The sequence below is a fragment of the Microcystis ichthyoblabe FBCC-A1114 genome, assembly GCF_050500245.1.
Lineage (GTDB): Bacteria > Cyanobacteriota > Cyanobacteriia > Cyanobacteriales > Microcystaceae > Microcystis > Microcystis ichthyoblabe_A.
In genome coordinates, this window is the sequence record NZ_CP191408.1 from 3456145 (window position 1) to 3481038 (window position 24894).

General features: G+C 43.4%; 22 protein-coding genes and 3 pseudogenes. 10 read left to right on the plus strand and 15 right to left on the minus strand.

Features of this window, described 5'->3' with window-relative positions:
* Window positions 1–156: 156 nt before the first annotated feature.
* From ACQY1Y_RS16725 to ACQY1Y_RS16740, 4 genes and pseudogenes are all read right to left on the minus strand, one after another.
* Window positions 157–1500: a chloride channel protein gene (locus ACQY1Y_RS16725; RefSeq protein WP_430013182.1), complete on the minus strand. Its 1344-nt coding sequence runs from the start codon at window positions 1498–1500 to the stop codon at window positions 157–159.
* Between the two features lie 146 nt (window positions 1501–1646).
* Window positions 1647–2834: pseudogene (locus ACQY1Y_RS16730) on the minus strand (RNA-guided endonuclease InsQ/TnpB family protein).
* Window positions 2835–2837: 3 nt separating this feature from the next.
* The gene (locus ACQY1Y_RS16735) at window positions 2838–2990 is read right to left on the minus strand and encodes a hypothetical protein (protein ID WP_172963124.1); all 153 of its coding nucleotides are present in this window, start codon (window positions 2988–2990) and stop codon (window positions 2838–2840) included.
* Window positions 2991–3431: 441 nt separating this feature from the next.
* Complete coding sequence (locus ACQY1Y_RS16740; protein WP_430013183.1) at window positions 3432–3986, minus strand: hypothetical protein; 555 nt, start codon at window positions 3984–3986, stop codon at window positions 3432–3434.
* A 58-nt stretch (window positions 3987–4044) separates the two neighbouring features.
* Between ACQY1Y_RS16740 and rnc the strand changes: the two genes are divergently transcribed.
* Window positions 4045–4722, plus strand: coding sequence for a ribonuclease III (gene rnc / locus ACQY1Y_RS16745; protein WP_430013184.1), 678 nt, complete (start codon window positions 4045–4047; stop codon window positions 4720–4722).
* A 19-nt stretch (window positions 4723–4741) separates the two neighbouring features.
* Here the strand turns inward: rnc and ACQY1Y_RS16750 are convergent, their stop codons facing one another.
* Window positions 4742–5521 carry a Crp/Fnr family transcriptional regulator gene (locus ACQY1Y_RS16750; RefSeq protein WP_002789377.1) on the minus strand — a complete coding sequence of 260 codons (780 nt, stop codon included), beginning with the start codon at window positions 5519–5521 and terminating at the stop codon, window positions 4742–4744.
* Window positions 5522–5691: 170 nt separating this feature from the next.
* Here ACQY1Y_RS16750 and ACQY1Y_RS16755 point away from each other — a divergent pair, with 170 nt between their 5' ends.
* From ACQY1Y_RS16755 to ACQY1Y_RS16780, 6 genes and pseudogenes are all read left to right on the plus strand, one after another.
* Window positions 5692–6735 (plus strand): sulfate ABC transporter substrate-binding protein, encoded by a 1044-nt coding sequence (locus ACQY1Y_RS16755; RefSeq protein WP_430013185.1) that lies wholly within the window; start codon window positions 5692–5694, stop codon window positions 6733–6735.
* Between the two features lie 12 nt (window positions 6736–6747).
* Window positions 6748–7089 (plus strand): NIL domain-containing protein, encoded by a 342-nt coding sequence (locus ACQY1Y_RS16760; protein ID WP_002768372.1) that lies wholly within the window; start codon window positions 6748–6750, stop codon window positions 7087–7089.
* Between the two features lie 124 nt (window positions 7090–7213).
* Window positions 7214–8056, plus strand: coding sequence for a sulfate ABC transporter permease subunit CysT (cysT, locus tag ACQY1Y_RS16765; protein WP_002736038.1), 843 nt, complete (start codon window positions 7214–7216; stop codon window positions 8054–8056).
* Window positions 8057–8097: 41 nt separating this feature from the next.
* Complete coding sequence (cysW, locus tag ACQY1Y_RS16770) at window positions 8098–8940, plus strand: sulfate ABC transporter permease subunit CysW (RefSeq protein WP_002736746.1); 843 nt, start codon at window positions 8098–8100, stop codon at window positions 8938–8940.
* An 80-nt stretch (window positions 8941–9020) separates the two neighbouring features.
* The gene (locus tag ACQY1Y_RS16775) at window positions 9021–10061 is read left to right on the plus strand and encodes a sulfate/molybdate ABC transporter ATP-binding protein (protein ID WP_430013186.1); all 1041 of its coding nucleotides are present in this window, start codon (window positions 9021–9023) and stop codon (window positions 10059–10061) included.
* A gap of 236 nt (window positions 10062–10297) precedes the next feature.
* Window positions 10298–10514 (plus strand): annotated as a pseudogene (locus ACQY1Y_RS16780) (transposase); the annotation flags it as partial.
* A gap of 57 nt (window positions 10515–10571) precedes the next feature.
* On the opposite strand, the gene ACQY1Y_RS16785 reads toward ACQY1Y_RS16780, so the two are convergent.
* Together ACQY1Y_RS16785 and ACQY1Y_RS16790 are read right to left on the minus strand one after the other, a co-directional pair.
* The gene (locus ACQY1Y_RS16785) at window positions 10572–12323 is read right to left on the minus strand and encodes a mechanosensitive ion channel family protein (RefSeq protein ID WP_430013187.1); all 1752 of its coding nucleotides are present in this window, start codon (window positions 12321–12323) and stop codon (window positions 10572–10574) included.
* 200 nt (window positions 12324–12523) lie between these two features.
* Window positions 12524–12757 carry a hypothetical protein gene (locus ACQY1Y_RS16790; protein ID WP_430013188.1) on the minus strand — a complete coding sequence of 78 codons (234 nt, stop codon included), beginning with the start codon at window positions 12755–12757 and terminating at the stop codon, window positions 12524–12526.
* A gap of 485 nt (window positions 12758–13242) precedes the next feature.
* On the opposite strand from ACQY1Y_RS16790, the gene ACQY1Y_RS16795 reads away from it, so the two are divergent.
* Window positions 13243–13797 carry a hypothetical protein gene (locus tag ACQY1Y_RS16795; protein WP_002736722.1) on the plus strand — a complete coding sequence of 185 codons (555 nt, stop codon included), beginning with the start codon at window positions 13243–13245 and terminating at the stop codon, window positions 13795–13797.
* Window positions 13798–14237: 440 nt separating this feature from the next.
* Here the strand turns inward: ACQY1Y_RS16795 and ACQY1Y_RS16800 are convergent, their stop codons facing one another.
* Entirely contained in the window at window positions 14238–15350 is a 1113-nt protein-coding gene (locus ACQY1Y_RS16800; RefSeq protein ID WP_002754673.1) for a sensor histidine kinase, read from the minus strand.
* Window positions 15351–15713: 363 nt separating this feature from the next.
* Here ACQY1Y_RS16800 and ACQY1Y_RS16805 point away from each other — a divergent pair, with 363 nt between their 5' ends.
* Entirely contained in the window at window positions 15714–16130 is a 417-nt protein-coding gene (locus tag ACQY1Y_RS16805) for a DUF1816 domain-containing protein (RefSeq protein ID WP_002737782.1), read from the plus strand.
* Between the two features lie 26 nt (window positions 16131–16156).
* Here ACQY1Y_RS16805 and ACQY1Y_RS16810 read toward each other — a convergent pair whose 3' ends face one another.
* From ACQY1Y_RS16810 to argJ, 4 genes and pseudogenes are all read right to left on the minus strand, one after another.
* Window positions 16157–16351 carry a hypothetical protein gene (locus ACQY1Y_RS16810; RefSeq protein ID WP_002737105.1) on the minus strand — a complete coding sequence of 65 codons (195 nt, stop codon included), beginning with the start codon at window positions 16349–16351 and terminating at the stop codon, window positions 16157–16159.
* Window positions 16352–16590: 239 nt separating this feature from the next.
* Window positions 16591–16734: pseudogene (locus ACQY1Y_RS16815) on the minus strand (IS630 family transposase); the annotation flags it as partial.
* Window positions 16735–16946: 212 nt separating this feature from the next.
* Window positions 16947–18326 carry a pentapeptide repeat-containing protein gene (locus ACQY1Y_RS16820; protein ID WP_430013189.1) on the minus strand — a complete coding sequence of 460 codons (1380 nt, stop codon included), beginning with the start codon at window positions 18324–18326 and terminating at the stop codon, window positions 16947–16949.
* 602 nt (window positions 18327–18928) lie between these two features.
* On the minus strand, window positions 18929–20170 hold the full coding sequence (gene argJ / locus ACQY1Y_RS16825; protein WP_149979571.1) for a bifunctional ornithine acetyltransferase/N-acetylglutamate synthase: 1242 nt from the start codon (window positions 20168–20170) through the stop codon (window positions 18929–18931).
* Window positions 20171–20350: 180 nt separating this feature from the next.
* On the opposite strand from argJ, the gene ACQY1Y_RS16830 reads away from it, so the two are divergent.
* Window positions 20351–20758 (plus strand): hypothetical protein, encoded by a 408-nt coding sequence (locus tag ACQY1Y_RS16830; RefSeq protein ID WP_430013190.1) that lies wholly within the window; start codon window positions 20351–20353, stop codon window positions 20756–20758.
* A gap of 12 nt (window positions 20759–20770) precedes the next feature.
* On the opposite strand, the gene ACQY1Y_RS16835 is transcribed toward ACQY1Y_RS16830, so the two are convergent.
* From ACQY1Y_RS16835 to petA, 3 genes are all read right to left on the minus strand, one after another.
* A complete protein-coding gene (locus ACQY1Y_RS16835; RefSeq protein WP_002774117.1) occupies window positions 20771–22420 on the minus strand; it encodes an ABC1 kinase family protein in 1650 nt (549 codons plus the stop codon).
* Between the two features lie 280 nt (window positions 22421–22700).
* Window positions 22701–23762 carry a mannose-1-phosphate guanylyltransferase gene (locus ACQY1Y_RS16840; RefSeq protein ID WP_430013191.1) on the minus strand — a complete coding sequence of 354 codons (1062 nt, stop codon included), beginning with the start codon at window positions 23760–23762 and terminating at the stop codon, window positions 22701–22703.
* 133 nt (window positions 23763–23895) lie between these two features.
* Window positions 23896–24882 carry a cytochrome f gene (petA, locus tag ACQY1Y_RS16845; protein WP_430013192.1) on the minus strand — a complete coding sequence of 329 codons (987 nt, stop codon included), beginning with the start codon at window positions 24880–24882 and terminating at the stop codon, window positions 23896–23898.
* Window positions 24883–24894: the final 12 nt, after the last annotated feature.

Sequence of the window (24894 nt, forward strand, 5' to 3'; positions counted from 1 at the left end):
ATCCCCCTTTAAGTTCCCCTTTTTAAGGGGGATTTAGGGGGATTAAACTTCTGTAGTCAGACTTTGGAGAATTGGTATTAGACAACAATCCCAAAATTAGGGGCGCAAAGAACTTGCCCCCTCTAGATATCACAGTAATTCCCCTGACCGTGGCTTCTAGCGGATCATTGCCCGGAGGGAACTAGAGAGTTGATTGGCTGCCCGTGCGGCCACCAATCCCGAAAGGGCAGCAACCACCACTGTAGCAAGGCAGGTTAGCTGGGCTGCCCCCGGCCCCCCCACCCCCAGCACCATCGCTACGGCAGTCAAAGGTAGGCGATAGCCACCAGCAATACCGGCCGCTGCCCCCGCCGCACCCGCCAGATCCCCCGAAATCTCAAAGGTGGTGGCGAACACCCGGCCACTGAGGTCGCCGATCGCCAGAAAAGGGACAAACACGCCGCCACAGCCCCCGGCTAAAACCGCAGCGGTGGTGGCCGCGGCCCGGAGCAGAGCTACCGCTAACAGATGGTAAGGAGTTGTTTTAATGTTTTCGGCCCAGTCGATAGCGGCTCCCCCCGGCCCAAAAGCCGCTGCCGGAGTCGCCACCCGTCCGATCACGATCGCCAAGAACAGCATCATCAGGCCACCAATGAGGAGACGAGTGGCGGGCCTGTCCCGTAAGCCTCTGGCCCAGTAGATCGCCTCACCAGTGAGGGCTGTAATCATGCCAGCGATCGCTCCGATCGATAAAGTGGCACCCACCGCATCCCAGAAGTCAGTCGGGGCAACCTGCGGCACCACCAGCCTGATCAGTTGCAGCTTAAAGGCAGCGTTGACTCCCCATCCCACCAGTCCCCCGGCTAACATCGCCGCTGCCCGCTCCGGGGTGATCGGAACCTGGCGTCGCTGACTCAACTCAAACATAAAAAAGCTGCCCACCAGAGGGATTCCCATCAGGGCAGAAACACTGGCCGCACCGCCACCGATGGCCAGAGGCCGCACCAGTTGACGCAGGGCTGGATTTATGCTACCCAACCAGGTTCCCGTCGCCACGCCAATATGAGCCGCCGGTGATTCTGTTCCCATGGGCGCACCCAGTCCAACGGTGGAGAGGATGGCCAGGGCGCGCAAGGGGGCTAGATTCCAGGGGAAGCGCTCTTCGGCGCCGGATGCGTTCACCACGTCACCGGTCAGGTCGGCGCGAGCAATGTCATGGGGGAAGGAGTACCAGGCCATGAGAGAACCCCAGCGGCCAGAGGCAGTGGCCTCGCGGGGAGCTAAGGTCTGCACAGGTTGGCCCTTACCCAGTCCAAACAGGACTAGCACTGCTAAGGTAACGCCCACCAGCGGCAGCAGCAGTAGCCAGACGTTGCCTAGGTCAGAGGCAATTCTCAGGGTTTGCTTAATTGCCTCAGTCAGCAGTACCGCAGCCAGAGAGCCGATCAAACCGCCGAGCAGACCAGCAACGGCCCATGGGCCTACCCTGGTTAACAGAAGTTGTAGTTTGTTATTTAGCATCGCGCACAGAAAGTTAAGCTTTTATTGTTCCGATAGCAAGTCCATTTGAGTCGTCAAGCAAAACACCCTGAAAGTCTTTACCTAAAATGTCGGCTTGAAGGCTCTTGACATCCTCACCGCCGTAAACGGACGGTGATTCCCAAACCTCACGATTTAGGTTTCTGCTTCTTTCCCGAAGGATTTTTCGCACCTGCCTTAACAGATTTACTCTGTTCTGGTCATCAGGTCGCTCTACAGACTGACACCGCAAGCCCTGCGGCCAAAATATTTTTACTTGCGTTAATATCTCGGTCATGGTGCGTCCCACAGTCTGGACAATCCCATTCTCGAACATTTAACGGCATTTTCTCAGCAATATACCCGCAATTACTACACCTTTTAGAGCTAGGAAACCATCTATCTATTTCGATGTAATTTCTCCCATACCAACGGCATTTATAGGCTAATTGTCGAGTGATTTCTCCCCAACTAACGTCAGATATTGCCTGAGATAATTTCGGGTTTTTGACCATATTCTTGACGGCTAAATTCTCAACCACAATCGTTTGGTTTTCACGAACTAATTGAGTGGTTAGCTTATGTAAATGGTCTTTTCTACTATCGGTGATTTGAGCGTGAATCTTGGCTACTTTGATTCTTGCTTTTTCCCGATTTTTTGAGCCTTTCTGTTTTCGAGAAAGATTTTTTTGCGCTTTTCGCAACCTCTGATAATGTTTCTTGAAATGCCTAGGATTAGATACTTTATCGCCGTCGCTGGTAATTACTAGGCTACTAATTCCTAAGTCAATTCCGATGGCTTTATCTGTTACTGGTAATGGCTTAATTGTTGGGTCATCAAATCTTATTGAAATATGCCAACGTCCAGACGGATGTAATCTGACTGTTACTGTGCTTGGTTCACAGCTTTCTGGGATTTGTCTTGACCATCGAATAGGTAAAGGTTCTGTGCATTTGGCTAAATAGATTTGTCTGTCTTTAAATTTAAAAGCAGATTTGGTAAATTCGGCACTTCCTCCCTGATGTTTTTTCTTAAAGTTAGGATACTTAGTACGACCAGCAAAGAAGTTAGTGAAAGCTGTTTGTAAATGTCTTAACCCTTGTTGTAAGGGTACACAGCTAACTTCGTTTAAAAAGTCTAATTCTTCTTGTTTTTTCCAATCGGTCAACATTGAAGAAGTTTGAGCGTAGCCTACTCTTTCTTGCTTTTCGTACCAAGCTTGTGTTCTGAGATGGAGAGCTTTATTGTAAACTAATCTTACACAGCCCAAAGTGCGCCGCAATAGCGACTCTTGTTCGGGTGTGGGGTAAAATCGAAACGAATAGGCTTTTTCCATACCTCACATTTTAGCATATATTTCGTAAACGATGCTCATATTTAACAGTAAAGCCGTCGTAGAACGACGGGGTTTCAGACCCAAATTTTCGATGAAACCGAGAGCCTTGAAGCCGACCAGCATATAACAGTGATGGAATTCAAGTCTGAATTCCATCACTATTTGATCTAACTTCACAGAATACCTCATTCGGGGTACGGCTCTCTTATTCTTTGTGTGGTCAGTTTAACTTACTATAGAAGCGATCAATCTTCGTGTCCTCTGTGTCTGGAGTGGTTCCTGCCACTCGCTCGCCAGCAGGACTATATCTTAGAATACATTTTACCCACCAAACCTAAGAGAGCCTCCTGCGTCTGGACTACTGATAAAATAATGGGTAATGGTTTCATCTGGGGGAATTCTCTCTAAAATTAACTTTTTGTCGGGTTGATTAAGGCACTCGATTTCTGCGGTAATTTCGAGGGACTACAGGAGAGTTCTTGGATAATTAATTTTTGAGAGTTCAAAAATGAGAAAAATAGGCATAAAATCTCTAAGTAGAGAATTTAGTTGATTAAAGCTCATTCTTGATTCTCCTGACGACCGAATACTGGCTACTTACTCCTCAACTAAGGGAAGATTTTTGATTTTTGCCAGAGGTCTATACTTAAGAGAGCCGTAGATTAATAACATTGTCGTTAAAGTTATGGCCATAATTAGGGGAGCGATTTTGGCTAACCAGAAAGCCACGAAGATTATGCCGATTCCGTCAGCGAGTAAGATGGGTAAACGTGGCCCTATGCCATGGTCAATAATTTTTTCTGTGCTTGGCTGCAGTTGAATCTTGGCTAAACATTGAAACCAAATTTGACTGACTAAAACTATTAAAGCTCCCCATCCTATCGAGAGGGTAGCCAGATAAAAGCCCGATAATTCTAAAACAATTGTACTAACTGTGACGATAAAAAAGCGATCGAGGCGAGGATCGCTGGTTTTTTGCTGAAATTGGGCAATTTCTCCCAAGTCCACCGCCGCCATGCGTGCCTGTTCCATACACATCCCCAGGATACCTAGGGCAAGAATAGCAGCGGATAGGTTTTCCGGTGAGAAGATTTGGGAGATTATGCCTAAACTAGCCGGAAAAAACAGTAAAAAAAGGATCGTTCGTCTCATCTATTCGAGGTGGGGTCGGATTAAGATAAGAAATGCTCTTGACTTGATCATTTCTGTAATGTCTTGTTTGCCTCCTTTTCAAAATGCTCTCCTTCTCACCCAAGCTTTAACCCATCGTTCCTATGTCAATGAACAGTCGGAATTGACGGAAAATAACGAGCGCCTAGAATTTTTAGGCGATGCGATTTTGGCTTTTTTGGTGGGCGAACTATTGTATCAAAAATATCCCGCCATGAACGAGGCCGAATTAACCCGTTTGCGGTCAAATTTGGTCAAAGAAGAACAATTAGCGCAATTAGGCATTGAAATCGGCCTGGGGGAGTTAATGCGTTTAGGCAAGGGAGCAATTAAAGATCGGGGGCGATCAAATCCTACCCTATTAGCGGACAGTTTTGAAGCGATAATTGGGGCTTATTATCTAGATTCGGGGTTAAATGCGGTTAAAAACTATCTGCACCAACTTTTTATCCCTGTTGCCTCTCATTTAGTCTCTCAACAATCGGAATCGCCATCTTTTATCGATGCCAAAAATCTCTTTCAACAGTGGGCGCTGGCCAATTTCGCCTCTAATCCAGAATATGCGATCATTGATGTTACTGGCCCCCCCCACGCTAGGGAATTTACTGCCGAAGTGCGGGTTAATAACCTTCTCTATGGTACAGGTAAAGGCAAACGGAAACAGGATGCCACCAAAGCGGCTGCCGAAGATGCCTTAAAGCGCTGTCAATGGCAATAATAAATAAGGCCAAACCTACTTATCTTAGGGGCCACCAATTAACTTTATCTCTGGTGGCACTGTAAACTTCTTTTAAACCCTCGGCATCCAGTACCCGAATTAAATCCCCCGTCGATTCTGAGGCAATTAATCCCACGGTTTGCAATCCTTTTAATACCTGTTCGACGGTGCGTTGATTGAGTTGACAAGCGCGAGCAATCACATCGACGGATAAATCAAAAGTATAGATATTTTCGGCACTCGGTTGACTGCCTAATTCTCTTTCTTGATAGATTAAAGCTCTCAGTAAAGTGGCTACAGCTTGGGGTGGATAGCTACTGCAATTAAGCAGATGATACTCGAATTTTTGCTGTAATTCAAATAAAAAACAGTACCGTTGACGAAAACTTTCGTTATCGTTGTAAATCTTTTCTAGCGCCGATAAGGGAATTTTTAGGACGTGGGTAGTTTTATAGGATTCCACCAAACAGGGAAAGGCGCGACTGGCTAAACCATAACTAAAGGGTAAACTCCTCATGCCAAAACAACCGCCGGGGTAGGTAATGGCAATAATCCGGTCGAGGGGAGTGCTGCGGACGACGATTACACCCTCATCCAAAATCACATACAAAACATCTAGAAATTCATCGGGGAGAAAAGCCGTATAGACGGGACGATTGGAAAATAGCGTCTCTAGCTTGAGATTGTCGGCATCGAGATACTGACTTAACCAAGCTTCCTCTAGTCCGCGAAAGAGAAAACTCTGGTTAATCAGTTGTTGTAGGAGGGTTGTTTTTTTGGCTTTGACGCTCTTGCCCATAGTCTCAAACCTAGATGTAGCACTGATTCCATCTTCTCACAGTTTCCCTTGTTATCACCTTATTTCCAATTTGTTTTATAAATGTATTGAAATTTTGTTTCCTGTGCTGTAGGATTAAACTACACCTGAAAACAGATACAACCTCAGAGTAAAGCTTAGGAGCGCCGCCGATGCAGTCATCCCAGTCTTGTTTATCCCTACTCATGGCAACTGTCCTGACGGGAGGAATGCTGGCATCTTGCACCCCATCCCCCACCAATAGCGGCAATGACAGCCAAAAACCCGTGACTGTGACGCTTGTTTCCTATGCTGTCACCCAAAGTGCCTACGAAAAAATCATTCCCAAATTTGTCGAGGAATGGCAACAAAAAACGGGGCAAAAAGTAACTTTTGAACAGAGTTATGGTGGTTCCGGTTCCCAAACTCGTGCCGTTATCGATGGTTTAGAAGCGGATGTGGTAGCGTTGGCTTTAGCTTTGGATACCAAGAAAATTGAGCAAGCGGGATTAATTCAACCCGGTTGGGAAAAAGAAGCTCCCAATGACTCTATTGTTCATAAATCTGTAGTGGCTTTTGTTCCTCGTGATGCCAATATTAAAATTAATCAATGGTCAGATTTAGCCAAGGATAATATTAAGGTTATTACTGCTAATCCCAAGACTTCTGGCGGAGCGCGCTGGAATTTTCTCGCTCTTTGGGGTTCGGTGACGCAAGCGGGAGGCAGTGAACAAGCGGCGCAAACTTTTGTCGAAAAAGTGTTTAAAAATGCGCCAGTTTTACCTAGAGATGCTCGCGAATCTAGTGATGTATTTTTTAAACAAGGCCAGGGAAATGTGCTGATTAATTACGAAAATGAGATGATTCTCGCTAACCAAAAAGGCGAGAAGTTGTCCTACACTGTTCCCACCGATTACAATATTTCTATTGATAATCCCGTGGCGGTTGTTGATGCCAATGTGGATAAAAAAGGTACGAGAAAAGTGGCCGAGGCTTTTGTGCAGTTTTTATTTACTCCCGCAGCCCAAAGAGAATTTGCTCAGGTGGGGTTTCGTCCCGTTGAACCGACGGTATTTAAAGAGTTTGAGAGTAAATTTCCTCAGATAAAAAATCTCTTTACCGTGCAGGATTTAGGCGGTTGGGATAAAGTACAAAAGCAATTTTTTGATGATGGAGGCTTGTTCGATAAAATTCTGACTAAAGCTGGTAAATCTTAAAGGATAAAAACCATGGATAATCAACCTCAATGGCAAACTATTAATCATCCCCAAAGTGACTTACATCTCGATCAATCTGGACTCGATCGCCCCACTTCCCGAAGAATAAAAATTCGGATTCCTAAACAATATATTAACGAGCCAATTATAGCACGTTTAGGGTCTTTTCCTGGTCTAAAAGTGAATATATTTTCCGCTTTGTTAGCTGCCAATAATAATCAAGATGGCTGGTTCGATCTACAACTGCAAGGCAACTCCCAAGGGATAGAAAATGCCCTTTCCTATCTGGCAGATTTAGATGTAGAAGTTTGGTATGATTCAGCACAAGTTCTTGAAGAAGCGGACAATTGGTAATCTCTAATCGGCACCCCCCTTATCAAGGCGGATCCCCACCCCCCTTATCAAGGGGGGCAGGGGGGATCAAAGGCAAAATTTATCTTCTATTTAATTGGAACTACTTACTTAGCAATAATTAACAATGGCTAACCCACAATTATCTTTATCTCCCAGTCAACCCCTGAAAAAAGTTTCTATTCCTTGGGTAATTACCATTAGTTATCTAGTGGTTTTGTTGGTTTTACCAGCAGCGGCACTATTTGCTAAATCCCTAACTCTTGGTTTTGCCGAATTTTGGCGCATTGCCACTTTACCGATTTCTTTATCCGCCTACCAAGTCACTTTTTTTACTTCCTTAATCGCTGGACTAATTGACGGAGTTTTTGGCACTATTATCGCTTGGGTATTAGTGCGTTATCGATTTCCTGGGAAAAAAATTGTCGATGCTTGTGTAGATTTGCCCTTTGCTTTACCCACTTCTGTTGCTGGTTTAGTCCTCGCCACAGTTTATAGTGATAACGGTTGGATCGGTCAATTTTTTGCCCCCTTTGGTATTAAGATATCCTTTACCATTTTAGGGGTTTTTGTGGCGATGTTATTTATCGCTTTACCCTTCATTGTCCGCACCCTACAGCCGGTTTTACAGGAAATGGAAAAAGAAGTAGAAGAAGCAGCTTTATCCCTCGGAGCTTCCTCTTGGCAAATCTTTTGGCGAGTGATTTTTCCCACAATACTGCCCGCTATTTTAACAGGAGTTGCCCTCGGTTTTGCCAGAGCGATCGGTGAATATGGTTCTGTAGTTATTATCTCCTCTAATATTCCCTTTAAGGATTTAATTGCCCCAGTTTTAATCTTCCAAAGACTAGAGGAATATGATTACACGGGGGCGACAGTAATCGGCATGGTTTTATTGCTGGTTTCCCTAGGGATGTTAGTAGTAATTAATTTCCTGCAACAATGGGGGCAAAAATACAGAGTTAAGTAAAGAGTAAAAAACATTACAGTATGACTGGAGACAGATCAAAAATGCAGAATCCAAAAGCCTTAACTAAACAGAAAGAATGGGATTACAAACCCCTACTAATTATCATTGCCCTTGTCTATCTGGCACTGTTATTATTTATTCCAGCAGCAGCAGTATTTTACTATGCTTTTCGCAATGGATTCCAAGCTTTTTTAGAAGCTGCGGGAACCTCTGACTTTATCGAAGCGGTAAGATTAACAGTAATTATTGCCCTAATTACTGTACCCTTAAACACAATTTTCGGACTTTGTGCAGCTTGGGTAATTGCTCGCAATCAATTTCGTGGCAAAACGTTATTAATTAGTTTAATTGACTTACCCTTTGCCGTTTCTCCTGTGGTAGCGGGTTTAATGATTGTACTGCTCTATGGGCGCAATGGTTGGTTAGGTTCTTTTCTAGAATTTTTCGATATAAAAATACTTTTTGCTTTACCCGGAATGGTATTAGCAACTATATTTGTCACCATGCCTTTTGTCGCTAGAGAAGTTATCCCAGTCTTAGAAGAAATTGGCTTAGAACAAGAGGAAGCGGGGCGCACTTTAGGGGCAAATGATTGGCAGATTTTCTGGCGCGTTACTTTACCTAATATTCGTTGGGGGTTGATGTACGGAGTGCTGTTAACTAATGCCCGGGCGATGGGAGAATTTGGGGCGGTTTCTGTGGTTTCTGGCAGTATTTTAGGGAGAACTGCCACCCTGCCAATTTTCGTAGAACAGGCTTATAAAAATTATCTCACTCCTGCCGCTTTTAGTGCGGCGGCTATTCTAGCTTTACTAGCGGGAGTTACTTTAATTATCAAAGAAATTCTCGAACGTAAAACCGCCCACAAAATTCACACTACCTAACTACAAAAAACCTAAAAATATGAGCGGGCGTTGGGTTTCATGCTTCAACCCAACCTACGTTCTACAAAAAACCTAAAAATATGAGTATTATCATCCAGCAAGTTTCTAAACGTTTCGGCAATTTTCAAGCCTTAGATAATATCAATTTAACCATTCCTGAAGGTAAATTAGTCGCCCTCCTCGGACCATCGGGATCGGGAAAATCCACCTTATTACGTTCAATTGCGGGATTAGAAACTCCCGACAGTGGCGCAATTATCATTAACGGACAAGATATCACCCATCTGGACCCTAGACGGAGAAATATCGGCTTTGTTTTTCAACATTATGCCCTATTTAAACATTTAACTGTCCGCCAAAATATTGCTTTTGGCCTAGAAATTCGCCAGCAAAAATCGCTGGTAATTAAGAAAAAAGTTGAGGAACTATTAGAATTAATTCAATTACAAGGATTAGGCGATCGCTATCCCGCCCAATTATCGGGAGGACAACGGCAAAGAGTAGCTTTAGCCCGCGCTTTAGCCATTCAACCGAATGTATTATTATTAGATGAACCCTTTGGGGCTTTAGATGCAAAAGTCAGAAAAGAATTAAGGGTATGGCTGAGAAATTTACACGAAGAAGTTCACGTTACCAGTGTTTTTGTTACCCACGATCAAGAGGAAGCAATGGAGGTGGCCGATACGATTGTCGTGATGAATCATGGTAAAATTGAACAGGTGGGTTCTCCCGCCGAAATTTACGATCATCCCGCTACACCTTTTGTGATGCAATTTATTGGAGAAGTGAATATTTTACCTAATCTAGCAGGATTAGGAAAAGGGTATCATCAGGGGGATAATTCCACCGTCTTTATCCGTCCCCACGACCTCGAAATCATTCCCGAACAAGATGGGTTGAATAGTTGGGCAGTGGTAAAAAGAGTTATTCATTTAGGCTGGGAAATACAAGTAGAATTAATGTTAGCCGATGGGGAAATGGTGGTGGCTTATCTCAATCGTGAGGAGTACAAGCAATTACAGTTACAACCAGAACAAACGGTACATTTAAAACCGAGAAAAGCGACCTTACTCACAGATTTTGACAATAAAATTGAGAAATTTATCGATTATTCAATTTAAAAACCTTAGTTGTGTTACAGCTTTTCTCATCAGGATAAAGTACAACCTAATTTGCTATTGATGATCGACTCCCCAAAAAAACTTCCTGTCTCACCATTAAGATAACTGCTATAATGTTTGACTAAGACAATTATTTTTAAGTAATAGCCAATTCAAAAATGAAACGCATCAACCTCAATAGTTAACAAAGAAAGGCTGATCAGGTACTGTCCGATCAATACAAAAACAAATCAGAGCCTTATCGTTCTTGGGACAGGGGATTAAACGAGCAGATTAAGGGACTATTGAGACAATTTTTTCCCAAGGGTAACGAATTTTAAAATCCTTAAGCTAGAGCAGGTAGAAAGAGCCGTAAACTCTATTAACAATCGTCCTCAAAAATGTCTTAATTATCGTACCCCAAATCAGCTATTCTATGAAGGTAAATCGGACAGTGATGCAATTCAGACTTGAATTGGCTCATCATATTAATAATCCGCCAACAGTGAGTGCTTAAAAACGGATTTACTATCATAATGTGTTGTTTTCCTGATTGTCTGAAGATTGAACGCGAAAGGGAGGCGCAACATAATCGGAAGGTAAATAATTTTCGGGAATGGTTGTTGTATTTCCATCTCGTAGGGAGGTGTAACTGGGAGAAAGAATCTCAATCCCAGCTTCATTACACTTATCTTGAATATTTTGATGGAGTTCTGAATAAATGATTACCATTAAATTGGGTTGGTTAGTGTAAGCGTTCAATTGATAACTGATGTAAAAATTATCTAGGCTAGTTTGCAGGACAAAAGGTGCGGGTTCTTTGAGAATATGCTCGGTCTCTAGTGCAGCTTCAATTAAGGTTTTGTGGGCTTTTCGCCAGGGCAGATCGTACCCTAGGGTAATCGTTGTCTGAATAATTAGATTTCTGTTTAATTCCCGCGAGGAAATACTAAAGTTAATCACATTACTACTTAATAAAGATGAGTTAGGAATAGTAATGATTTTATTAGTGGGAGTACAAATGCGGATGACTAGGAAGTTTTTTTCAATTAGATCGCCAATTACATCTCCTACTTGAATGTGATCTCCGATGCGAAATGCCCGGGTATAAATAAGAATAATTCCCCCGATAACATTGGCGATCGCTGAAGTAGAACCAAGGGATAAAAGAAGACCAAGAAAAACAGAAATGCCTTGAAAAGCTGGAGAATTAAAACCGGGCAAATAGGGAAAAGCCACTATTGCTGCTATGGCAATAATTATGACTAATAGGATATTGTAAGTCGGTTTAGCCCAATCAGTATAAAAACCAGGAATAACCAGATTTCCTCTTTCTATTGCTGTAAAAAAGGGCTTGATTAGCCCGATTAAGTAGTAGGTTATAAAAATGATTATGGCAATAACAAAGGCATTGGGAAGATATTTGCCAATGGACGACAAAACCAGTTCTAATGATTGAGAAAAATAGCCTAAAATACTCTCACCAAAAACTCTTGTCCAGGGAAATAAACGAAGTACAAATGTGGCATAATTAAATAATAATAAAAACAGAACAAAGAAGCGAATTATGCGAAGAACTCGCAACCAAAAAAAGCTTATATTAGAGGAAGATATGATCTCAACATTCCCGATTTGAATGCCTGGCGTCAAGGATTCAATCAAACGTCTAATAAAGGGAAATAGCTTCCCTGAAATTTTGATAACTGCAAAGCTAATAATCAGGAAGGCAAAGCTGGCTATAACCGTATAAATGATGTTCTTAAGTAGTTGTTCGGGTTTTCGATCTTGGCGATATTGAGCGATAGCAACCTGAATTTTTTGTAAAGCTTGTTGAGCTAAAACCTCCGGCGTTGAACGATAGGCTTTTGCATCTCGCTCCGTCACCGTTAGAATTACTTCTTGATCTACACTTAAATAAAGTGAGTTATCATCAGGAATCTGCTTAATTGTCAGGTTCTCAACAGGAATAGAATCATTTTGAGCAATTCTTTCAATTCTCCGGGTAATAGCGTTAGCTCTCTCCTCCGCCGAAAATGAAGAAACTCCACGCCGGATAAAAAAGAGAGTTTTTCCATCTAACATAACTGGAAAGCCGTCAATTTTATTTTCCGGTTGTGTCGGATTTTGAGCTATTCCCAAAAGAGGGGAGGTTAGAGTCAGTAGTAAAACTACGATAAATATTACCAAAGTATGCCCAATTTTTTTCATCCATCCTCTAGCTTTAGATGCTGTAGTTGGCATTGAATATCTTTGATTAATATCGACAAACGGTACAAATTTCATAGGATTAAGTCAGATTTTTCTGGGTGTAGTCGGGTAAGGTTTAGGCATTAAGAAAAGCTAAAACCAGTCGCAGAGTAATTGTCCCCGGCAACATGAATACAATCAGGGCGACAATTATTTGACAGAGCCAGCGAATTTGAGTATAGCGTGGTTTTCTAGAGGTTTTTTGGCTCTTCTCGACTTTGTGTGATAATTTTTGCTTATGGAATCGTGAAATGTTGACTGAGAAGGACTTTTACGACTATTTTGCCGAAGAAACTATCAGTATAGGCTTCGTTTCCACACATAAACCAGAAGAGCCGGTTTTTTTGATCATAGATCAAAGCAGAATTATCCCTAACTATTCTCTCACAAAAATCCAGTGGGTAAATTAAGTGATCGCTGCTGGTAATTCCTGGCGACTGTACTAATACTAAATCCTGTTTAAAAGCCATAGGAGATTAGGGAGATGGGGGAGTGGGGAGATGGGGGAGCAAATGTCAGCAGAAAGTTAGCAAAATTATCTAGTCACACCAGTCAATAAAACGCCGTAGCAATTCTATCTATCCTAGTACAATTGCTCAGGAGCTACGATCAATTAACCTAGAAGAGTTAGCCAATAACCAAATTCAGGCGTTGACAAGTTTATGTCACTTTTCTCATCAACCCCTGGCAAAAGTCAAAAAGTAATCAATAATATAGCGGTTTTCAGTCTCATAAGGTATAGTAAATCCCTTGATAGATAGGCGTTTCAGCGTTTCAATCGGGACTCACTTCTGTGAAAACCGCTATAATATGCAGGGGTTAATTATTGCTACTATGGCAAGAGTACCTCTCGTCTGGCTTCCACTAGAAGTCTGTTGGTAGCTTCGGGAATTGTCAAAACCGAGATGTAGTTACTCATTGAACGCCACAAAGGCCAAAATATGGAGTATCGTTTATGAGCCATTTATCCCTATCCGAACAGATTAACGCGGAACTTCTGGCAATCCTGATCGAAGAGGAAGTCACCTATCCCTGGGATGTAACCGCTGTTGAGAGTCATGATCCCTTAGACGTGACAGAAACGCCTTTTTCTCTGTGTGAAGGACTAGAAGCGACGGCGATCGAGGCACAAGCTCATAGATTCTTTAGCAGTTTACACCAAAAATTCCCGACAGTTTCCCTTTCATCCCGGTCTAATATCTTTGATAAATTTGCCTCTTTACTGCCAGCCGAACATTTAAATCGTCTAGTAGAAAGTGCTGAAAATCTAGTTAATAGTCAATTAGATAACTTCGATCGCCTTGTTGTTTGTCTTAGCGAGCTTTTTCCCCAATGGTCTCCAGAAGATTTACAGGTTTTTGCCCGTCCCTACGCCTATACTATGCGTAATGGCCAGAGCAAAACCACTATAGACACCGAAGATTGGCAAAGTCTTTCCGAAATTGAACAAATTCGCCGGAGTGCAGCCATCGCCAGCCAGATTTTTCGCCACTTGTCTTCTCCTGAATAGTCATCTGGTTATCAGCCGTACTGCATTGAAACTGCCTATTAGACCTCCATCTAAATATTATAGTCATTTCAATTAGGATTGAGAATATCAATGCCAGAGTTCATAAGGGTTCAACCAGTCTAGACTGTATCAGAATTATCTGAAATGACTATATCTTAAGACTAAAAGTTTTTCTAGTTAAGGAATCTAAGCAAATAAAAATGATTTTAATTGTTTCATATTTTTTCAGTGAAATTGAATTAGCAACGATAAATACACATTTCAGCTTAGAACTACTCAGTTAGTACAAAAGCTAAAAGCAAGCTGTGACTGGGTTATAATTTTTGGAGATGTCTATTAGATATTTTAGTACAAATGCTCAAACTCTCTCTCCCCGCTCCATCTCCCCCTTCTCCCGTCTCCCCTTACCGATTACTGTTTACCGATCACTAAAAAAACCCCTACTCCCAATTCGGAGATACTGCTAGGGAAAAACGAAAAGTGCTGCCTTTACCTAATTCACTTTCTACCTCCATTTGACTTTGGTGTAATTCCACTAAACGACGGGTAATCGCTAAACCAATACCACTACCCCCAGAATAACGGGAACGAGAACGATCTGCCCGCCAAAAGCGCTCGAAAATAAAGGGTAAATCCTCTGCTGCGATGCCGATTCCCGTGTCGATAACGGCAATTTGTAGGCGATTTTTGTCCCTTGTCACTTGCAGGGTAATTGCACCATGATCGGTGTAACGAATGGCATTACCGAGCAGATTAACTAAAATTTGTTCGAGGCGATCGGGATCGGCCATGACAGATGGTAAATTGGGGGGACAATCTAACTGTAAAGTCGGTCCATCTTCTAATAATTGATCGGCAAATTTTTCGATAAGAGAATTTAACAAAGTTAATAAATTAACAGGTTGCAGTTTAATCGAGAGATAACCAGATTCCGCTTGCGATAGCTCCTGTAGATCGTGGGTTAAACGTTCTAACCGGCGGGTTTCTTTCACTAATTTCTGATAAAGTTCTGGATTAGGTTTGATCGCACCATCGGCTAATTCCTCCAGATATCCCCGTACCACAGTTAAAGGGGTGCGTAATTCGTGGGTAAGATCACCGATTAATTCCTGGCGACGTTTTTCCACATCGGCTAAACTAATCGCCATCTGATTAAAACTGATGGCTAATTGATTTAATTCTGGGATTTCGCTTTCTGGAACTCGCGCCGATAAATCCCCTTCCGCAAAATTTTTAGTGATTTGTTTGATTTGTTTTACCGGTTTCATAATGCGTTGAGAAACCAAAAAACTCAGATAACCAGCTGCACTTCCTCCCGCAATAAATGACCAAATAGCACTACTATCCCAAGCCGTCTCAAAACCCCTAACCAAGAAAGTTCTTGCCGAGCGCACGGTAAAAAATCCCTGCCTTTCTAACTGTTCCAAACGCAAAACAAACATTCGGGGAGAAGATAATTTAGCAATGATAATAAAGCTACTCAATCCCACCACCATAACGAGGAGATGGGATAAAAATAATCTGGTTCCTAAGCTTAATTTTGGTGGCTGCATATTTGGTAAAAAACTCTATTTGTCGTCAATATTATTAACATTGTTTATCATAAAGATGAAGTATAACAGGATTGGGCATCGACGACCGACTCCCGAAAACAAAAACTTTGTACCTCACCATTAAGATAACAGCCATATATCCGGCTACAGCATCATAAAGAACTCTATCGGGTTCTTCCTGTGGAAGAATCTCCCCTTAAGCCATGCTGTGAGGGGAGAATAGGTCAAAACCTAACTTTTTGCCGCTCTATGCTATGGTATCAAGATGCGCTACTCTGTTAGGAGATGATTTTGCTTGAGTCATCTGCTCAAAGTAGCGTCTGTTTTTTTTAACCCTTACCCCCAAAAGAGAATCTTTTCTGTATGCTAGAGGCTAATAATCAGGGAGAGAATCAAATATTTCTCTATGAAGTTGTTTTTTCCGGTTCTTCTGGCTCTTTGCCTCAACGCTTCTCCCGGACAGTCCTGCGAGTACCTAAAAGCCGCATGAGTCAAGAAACACAGCGCCTCCTGCGCCAAGGTGCCAGGATTCTCAGTATAAAGCCTCTTGACCCAGAAACTGTCTCCATTAAGCCTAGTTTACCACCTCAACCCTGGTGGATAGAGATCACCACCACTCAGCCGAAATGTCTCTATTATTTCGGTCCGTTTGAGAGTTTTTCTGAAGCTTTATCCCATCAATCCGGTTATATCGAAGACCTACAATCGGAATCTGCCGTGGGGATTAACAGCGAAATTAAACAATGTCAGCCCGAGGTTTTAACTCAAGAAGATTTTTAATATATGGTATCTAATTATACAGATTTTTAGGAATAGTTAGTCTCCTTTTGTTTTCGTTGAATAATGCCTTCACCTTCACAGAATTTACAGGGGACGGATTCATTCTCTGTCTCTAGATAGATTCTTCCTTTGCCTTGGCAGTGGGAACAGATAACTTTTTCTTCCCACCAATAATTCTCTAAAAAAGCCTCATCGGTAATATAGGTAAAATCTTCAAACATTGGCTTGTCCTCTTATTGTTCAGATAGCTTAATCTGGGTTCACCTTTCAAGCTGAGAAATTGAAAATCAGTTTTACCCCCATAGTAAAAAAGATCGGGTTCATTCTCTTGGAAACTTAAATTACTTCATATTTATTCATATTTATTAATATAATAATGAGTGTTCACTATCAATCTTTGCTAAAGCAGCACCCCCTGATTGTATCATAGCAGACATGGCAATTAACGACCAACTATACTTTAGACGTTCATAATCTGAGATTTATTCAACTTCTGAAATGGTAGAGTAAGCAAGGAATTCAGTTCTTTTTTATGTTTTAGATGGGCATCATTCAGACATTCATAAATAGCTGAAGAAAAGTCAGAAAAGTTTTCATAATATTTAGGGTTGGCTGAATAAATGTGAAATGTAGGTAAGGTAAGGGTTTTGTGGCTTTTCTCGCCAAACAGGTGCAAGATTTTGAGAGAATCATGCTTCCAAACCTTGCGTTTTCATCGGCCCGCGTCCTGTAGGGGCGAAGCATTTGGGCATAACCTATCGGTGAAACCGGAGATTTTCTATCCGAATGCTTCGCCCGTACTTTTTGCCGCAAACCCTATTTAGTATTACAATCGATCGGATTTGGCGGATCTGAGTTTTTGTCCCTTTTGAGTTTCTCGATTTCTCGTTGATTGGCTTTCCAGTCCTCAGCCACCCATAATTGTTTATCTTCATCCCACTTGGATTCCGTGTATATTGCTTTTTCCCAAAAGCAGGCCGATTTAATTTGTTCTGGATTAAGACCCTCGGCTCCGTTGAGGTTGGCTCCGTTGAGGTTGGCTCCGTTGAGGTTGGCTCTGTAGAGGATGGCTCCGTTGAGGTTGGCTCCGTTGAGGTTGGCTCCGTTGAGGTTGGCTCTGTAGAGGATGGCTCCGTTGAGGTTGGCTCGGTAGAGTTCGGCTCCGTTGAGGTTGGCTCCCTTGAGGTTGGCTCCGATGAGGTTGGCTTCGTTGAGGTTGGCTCCCTTGAGGTTGGCTCCGTTGAGGTTGGCTCGGTAGAGTTCGGCTCCGTTGAGGTTGGCTCGGTTGAGGTTGGCTCGGTTGAGGTTGGCTCCGTTGAGGTTGGCTAGGTTGAGGTTGGCTCCGTTGAGGTAGGCTCCGATGAGGTTGGCTTCCCTCAAATTTGTCCGACTTAAATCAAGAATTTTAATTTTATTAGAGTCAGTTGTTTCAGCCAAATTATCGCCAGCTTGGTCATTCTCAACTTTACGCCGGCCGATTACCGTTAAAGCGGCCTGAACTGGAATACTCACGGAAGGGAGCTTTTCTAGGGCCTTCTCTCTTTCCTCTGGCTCCAGTTGTTGAATATTCGAGGGAATGGGGGAATTTTTACGAATGTAGGAAGTCAGCACTTCCATAATTGTCCATTGATCCTTGGGAGAATCTTTGGCAATTCGCTCTAGGGAATAAATGCCGCCAATTACCACCTCCTCTTTAGTATTACCGATTTGCTCGACAGCTTTCGAGAAGCGCTCGGTAATCAGACGTTCCTGAATCAGTTGCCTTTCCGCTTGAGAATTGAGATAATTGACAAAAAGCCCGATTCCTGCCGAAAGGGTAGCAATTAATCCCAGGGCAGAAATAATCGTTTTGACCACCTCAATGGCAAAGGTGCGGCTGTCTTTGTCTTCACGGGCAAAAAGTCCCGGTATTTGCTGAAATAGCCAGAAGGGAAAGATTAGCAGTTTCCAAGCAACTCTGACAAGAGACTGGAGCGATAGCAACAATCTTTTAATTAGCCTTTTTCCCCCGCGATAGGGCATCTTTAGATTCCAAGCAAGAATCGCTCTGGGATGTTGGCTCAAATATTCTTTCGCTTGCTGCCAGTCATCTATCTCATTGCCTTCTTTACCCGATGCCAGCCGTTTTTGATAAAACTCGTAAGCCTTGATCTGGTGCAATTCTAAAGGAATTCGTGGTGATTTTTTCGGAACCATGCAGCGTTTTCCCCGCCAATAGATGGATTTTGCCAAGGGACTGAGGGACTGACAAAACTGTTTTCGAGGCCGGTTGAAAAGAAGTAAGTAGGTAGGCGTTAAAAGTTGTCAGATGCCCCCCTTATTAAGGGGGGATTAAAGGGGGGACTAAGGGGGGATCGGCACCCCCCTTATCAAGGGGGGCAGGGGGGATCGGCACCCCCCTTATTAAGGGGGGCAGGGGGGATCGGCACCCCCCTTATCAAGGGGGGCAGGGGGGATCGGCACCCCCCTTATCAAGGGGGGACTAAGGGGGGATCGGCACCCCCCTTATCAAGGGGGGCAGGGGGGATCCCCCCGCCTATCGGCACCCCCCTTATCAAGGGGGGCAGGGGGGATCGAACCTAAAATCCATTTTTAATTTAATTATAACCAGCTACTTACAATCCAACCATTAAAGTTTATCTGTTAATCGGGTAATCGGCTCTCTCGGATGCTGTGTGATCAACAGGATCGATCATCGAGATTGTCGGTATAGACTAGAGCCTAACGTCAACCTTTGATCAAGCTGTTGCGATACAATCCAGCAAAGACAAGAGAGCCTGTTTAGAGAATCGATCGCTTTAAGTGGTGTACTCGGCGTTAATTTTGACGTAATCGTAACTAAGATCGCAACCCCAGGCCGTACCTGTTCCCGAACCGTTACCGATACAGATAGACATTAAAACGGTATCTTCTCGTAAATAAGCCCCGCTTGCTGCCGCTTTCAGGTAATTACTGGCACTAGCTCGATCGAACGCCAGAGGTTGACCATTTTCCATCATCACGAAGTCGCCTAACTTAATTTGCAGATCCTCTTGATGGAAGACTATCCCGGCCCGGCCCGCGGCCGCCGCAATTCGTCCCCAGTTAGGATCTCGACCGAAAACCGCCGATTTTACTAAGGAAGAACCGGCAATGGTGCGAGCAATCTGACGAGCGGACTGATCATCGGCCGCCCCCGAAACCCGCACTTCTATTAAACAGGTGGCTCCTTCCCCATCCCGGGCGATCGCTTTGGCCAAGTATTGACAAACTTCCGTTAACATGGCCTCTAACTTTTGGGCATCCCGGCCCATTTCTGTGATGGCTGTGGTGCGCGATTGACCGTTAGCCAAGGCGATCAGACTGTCATTGGTACTGGTGTCCCCATCCACCGTGATCTGATTAAAACTTTTATTAGCCGCCCGACTTAACATACTTTGCCAGAGAACCGTCGATACTGCGGCATCACAGGTAATAAAGGAGAGCATCGTCGCCATATTCGGGTGAATCATCCCCGATCCCTTGGCAATTCCCCCAATTGTGACCGGACGACCATCGATGGTGGTTTGCAAGGCGATCGATTTGGGGACTAGATCCGTGGTCATAATCGCCCGGGCCGTGCTTTCGCCGCCATTTTCCGACAATAAACCCGCTAAGGTCGGTAAAGCGGCGGTTAACGCATCCATGCGAATCCGTTGCCCGATCACTCCTGTAGAAGCCAGCAAAATTGCATCGGCGGGAATCCCTAAAACTTGGCTCAAGGCGGCGGCACTATCGAGAGCATCTTGCCATCCAGCTTCCCCCGTGGCGGCGTTTGCTTGGCCAGCATTACACAAAATCGCCCTGGCGCTGGCTTTAGTTTGTAGGCGTTGACGGCAATAATCGACGCAAGCGGCCCGCACTTGACTGGTGGTAAAGACTCCGGCGGCGATCGCTTCTGTTTCCGAGACAATTAGGGCTAAATCGGGCAAACCGGACGGTTTTAAGCCCGCGGCCATCCCTGCGGATTTAAATCCTTTTGGGGCCGTGATCCCCCCCTCTATTTCCTGCCAATCGGCCATTTTCTCCCGTCTCCTACTCAAATTCGACACTCGATTATAGCAAGTAAAAAGCCAAAAATTAGCAAAGGGTTTGACCGTTTCGGGTTGGGAAGTGGGGAAAAAAGGCCGACGGCTGATAATTACTGGCTGCAAATTAGCCTAAAATACGATTAATTGACCAGGATTTTGGGGCGATAGTTTATGGAACGCGGTTTATTGTGGACACCTTTATTAATTCTGTTTATTTGGTTGGCTTGGAGTGGTTGGAATGAATACCAAAAAGTGGAAATCTATCGAGAATGGGCGGAAAACTTCGATCGAGCTAAGTATGATATATATTCTGTCTTAGGTCAAAAAGATAAAATTATCACTTGGGGAAAGCCAACTCGTAAGGGAGTGATCAATTTACAAACTTTTTCCCTAGAGGAGGTCAAAGAAATCCGTTTGTTAGTTAATAATCAAGTGGTGGATTTAGATGCTCTTCCCCCGCAGGGTTCCCCTTTTCTAGAATTTATTTTTAAGGAGCGATCACCTGAAAAAATTCCTTTTACTGAAGTTGAATTGGCTAGTCGGTGGGCGAAATTTTTACAACAACAAATCTTAATTTAATGGCGATAATTTCTAGCGCAATCTTCCTGATCGCAGGATACCGACAACTAACCATAAACCGATAAAACTAGCTGTAGCAAATAATACGGTACTAATAATAGTTAATTGCCGAGATTGGGTGCTGGCCGTAACAATAGCAGCCCCGATAATTAAGGAACCAATAATCACACTAAAAGCTAGTCGATTGGCGGAATTATCTAAACTGCGACGGAGATTATCTAATTCACGAATTTTCAGATTAACATTTAAAGTTTCTGAGGTTAAACTATCTAGTAAAACTTCGATTTGACGGGGAGATTTCAGGGAAAAAGATTTCAAGTCTAAAACTGTTCTTAGGGCAGTTTGTAGGGGAGTGCTACCGATTAACTGTTGTTCAAGAATATTAGTTAATAGCGGTTTGACTTCCTCCAGGATATTAATATCAGGATTAAATTTTCGGGCAGTTCCTTCTAGATTAGCGAGACTTTTGGCGAATAAACCTAAATTACCCGGGAGTTTAATTCTATTGCGACGGGCAATTTGCAAAAGTTCATAAACCACCTCACTAAAGTTAATTTGATTTAAATTGAGGTTATAATATTTTCGCAACATCCGCTCATAATCTACCTCTAATTGTACTAAAGTAATCGGGACTACTGACTCGGACAGTTTAATAGTTAGTTGACTGCATCTTTTCGCATCTAAGTCAACAATTGCTAATAACAATTCTGTTAAAATTTGTTGAGTTTGCGGGTCTAATCTGCCCACCATACCACAGTCAATTAAAGCTACTCTACCATCGTCAAGATAGAAAATATTACCCGGGTGAGGATCGGCATGAAAGAAGCCATCAATATAAATTTGTTGAAAAAATGACCGAAACAAAATTCTAGTTATTTCGCTTTTTCTTTGGGAAATTGCTTGCTCAGTTGGCGGTCTAGAAACATCAGCCTCTAAAATTTGTTTTCCTTCTAACCATTCTAACACTAATAGCTTGGAATTAGTTAAGTGCCAATAAATTTTAGGAATAACTAACTGTTTGGGTTCTGACCACCGACTCTGGGTTAAATTATAGCGTAATTGGTCAGTATAATGACCTTCTTGGGTGAAATCTAATTCCGCATTAACTGCTTTAATAAACTCCTCTGCTAAGTCAACAACGTCATAACTTTGACCAAATTCTGTGAGGGCAACTAAATCAGCAATTCCCTTAATTAAGGCACTATCTTGGGCGACAATTTTTTCGATCCCCGGACGCAAGACTTTAATCGCTACTTCCTCCCCAGATAATAAAGTTGCCCGATGAATTTGCCCGATCGATCCTGCGGCGATCGGTTGGGTATTAATATACTTAAATACCTGTTCGATCGGTTTTGCTAACTGTTCGGTGATGACTATTTCTATATCTGTCCAGGCAACGGGAGGAACTTGCGCTTGTAGGGCAGTTAAAGCCTCGATATAATTAGCAGGTAGCAGATCGGGACGGGTACTAAGTAACTGTCCCAATTTGACATAAAAAGGACCCAATTCCACAAGGATTTTTTTGAGAACTTCTGGGGTGGGAATCTGGGGATTTTCTGTTTTTCCTAGGGTTAAAACCCCGCGCATATAGTCCCAACCATTGCCGAGAACTATCTCAAGGATTTCTTTTTGTCTTTGACTGGTTTGGGGGAGTGAGAACACGGTATTATCAGTTATCAGTGATCAGTTATCAGTTATCAGTTATCAGATTTGACTTTTAAGTGAGCAGTATTAAGTAGGGCTGGCTGAATAAATGTGAAATATAGACGAGGTAAAAATATGTGCAAGGTTTTGAGAGAATCGTGATTCAAAAGCTTGCATCTTCATTGGCGATTGTGTCCTGTAGGGGCGAAGCATTCGGGCGATAACCTATCGCTGAAATCCTAGATTTCCGATCCGAATGCTTCGCCCTTACTTTTTCAGCAAACCCTACTTATCAATCCTATAACAATTTCTCTAATTTGGGATCGGTTTGTAAGTGCTTGAGAACTTGTTTAATATCTTGGGTACGATCTTTGTGGACAACGAGAGTCGCTTTACCGTCGCGAACAATTACCAGATCTTTTAAACCAATAGTAACGATCACTTCTTCCTCATCACTAGCATAGATAATAGCCCCCTCCGTATCCAAACCGACATGATTGGCCAGTTCAATATTTTTGCCCTTTGCTTCTAGTAATCTTTCCAGAGCATTCCAATCTCCCAGATCATCCCAACCGAAATTAGCGGGTAAAACGTAAGCGAGTTGGGTTTTTTCCATCAAAGCATAATCGATACTTTTTTTCTCTAAATCCTCATAGGCAGCGATGCCCCGATCGATCAGAGGCTGTAAAATATTATTAGCGTGGGTTTTTAGCTCCTCTAAAACCACTTGTCCCTGAAAGATAAACATTCCGCTATTCCAGCTAAAAAGTCCCGTTTCTAGGAATTTTTCGGCCGTGGTGCGATCGGGTTTTTCCGTAAAACGACTCACTTTATAGACGGGTAAACCATTAAATTCGCCCTGATTTTCTCCCTGTTCGATATAACCGTAACCGGTGGAGGGATAATCGGGTTTAATTCCTAAAGTAACGATCGCTTTTTGGCTGACGGCCACTTCTACGGCCGCTTTTAAAGTGTTAATATAAGCCTCTTGATTACCAATATAATGATCGGCAGGAAAAAAACCGATCGCCACTTCTTTACCATAACGTTTTATCACTTCTAAAGTAGCCCAAGTCACAGCCGGGGCCGTATCCTTGCCCACCGGTTCCACTAATAGGTTACTCTCCGGTAAATCGGGCAGTTGTTCGCGGACACCATCAGCGATCGCACTAGCGGTAATTACCCAGAGATTTTCCCAACCTGCCCCTAAAGATAATAGACGATCGGCCGTTGCTTGTAAAAGACTGCGACCACTACCATCAAGACAGAGAAACTGTTTCGGACGCGCTAGACGACTGAGAGGCCAAAAACGTTCCCCTTTACCCCCGGCGAGAATGACTGGAACAAGCGACTGATTCATAAAAAATTGACACTTATCGGTTAAGCTGAACCGATTGTATCAGACGGCAGCGAGGGGTGAGCATTTTCCTGACTCAAAGCTAAAAAGCGGGCAAATAACCCGCTTTCTAGCAAAAATAACCGAAATATTGCGATTAGAAATTCATTTCGGCCGCTTGTACTGTTTCCACTTGTTTTTTCTTAATAACTAAGAGGATTTGGCAGAGCATAATACCACCGAGGAATAAAACCAATCCTTTGATCCGGCCGGGATTTTGTAGGACAACTTCCGTCTCTTTTTGACCAAAACCGCCAACATTGGGGTTACTGGTTAAAAATTGTCCCACTTCGATCGCTTGACCTTCCGAGACGATTAACTCAGGTCCTGGGGGGATATTTTCCACCACGGGGCCAGCTTCGGAAGTGATGGTGACTTCATAACCACCGGCTTCGGTTTTGCTAATCTGGCTAATTGTACCTGCGGTAGAAGCTTTGAAAGCGTTATTATTGCTGGGTTCACCGGTGGGGTACACTTGACCACGACCACGATTGGCCCCTAAATGCACAGCATATTTACCGAAGTGAATACCTTTATTTTGGCTAGGATCGGGGGCCAGGACGGGGAAAACGATTTCTTTGTATTGATCACCGGGTAAGGGGCCAACGATAACCACGTTATCTTGACCTTCTTTGTAGGATTGGAAATAGACTCCACCGAGTTTTTCCTGCATTTCTTCGGGAATGCGATCGGGGGGCGCGATTTTAAAACCATCCGGTAGCATTAAGACTGCACCGACGTTTAAACCCCCCTTGGATCCGTCTCCTAACACCTGTTGACTGGCGGGATCGTAGGGGATTTTTACCACTGCTTCAAAGACGCTATCGGGTAATACCGAGTGGGGGATTTCAATTTCGGCGGGTTTTTGGGCTAAATGGCAGTTCGCGCAGACAATCCGACCTGTGGCTTCTCTGGGGGTTTCCGGGGCGGTTTGTTGCGCCCAAAAAGGATATGCTTGGGCAGATTGGGGGTTAATGACATCGCTGGTTAGGAGTAGGGAAACGGTAGCGATCGCCACGAGGACGGCTTTCACTAGGGCCTGTCTGTGGACTTGCGGGAAGCTTAAAAAGTTGAATGTTCTCATCTCTATCGGTTG